A 247-nucleotide genomic window follows, 5' to 3' on the forward strand; every position below is an offset into this window, starting at 1 on the left:
GCTTAAGCTGTTGCCAAAAATCATTAAGATCAAAGGCTCAGTACCAATGTTAGCACCCATATCAATTATTCAGGCGGGCGTGCCTTATGCTCAGCAATCACCCAAGCAATGGCTAAACATATTGCCCAATTCTGCCAGTCCTAGGCATTTGCTCAAGTTTTGGTTGTCACATTTGTATTGGCAAGTGGCCAGACGTACCACTGCCGAGCAAGTAGTATTAAATGATGGCGTGAGTATTTGGCGCTTT

The 247-nt window shown here is 44.5% G+C and carries 1 protein-coding gene; it reads left to right on the forward strand.

Annotated features, from left to right (window positions below):
- Positions 1 to 247 (forward strand): hypothetical protein (locus SB725_RS33050; protein WP_410923680.1); only part of this gene is annotated, 247 nt, incomplete at both ends.

The organism is Pseudomonas sp. SIMBA_041 (assembly GCF_046535095.1).
Classification (GTDB): domain Bacteria; phylum Pseudomonadota; class Gammaproteobacteria; order Pseudomonadales; family Pseudomonadaceae; genus Aquipseudomonas; species Aquipseudomonas mucoides.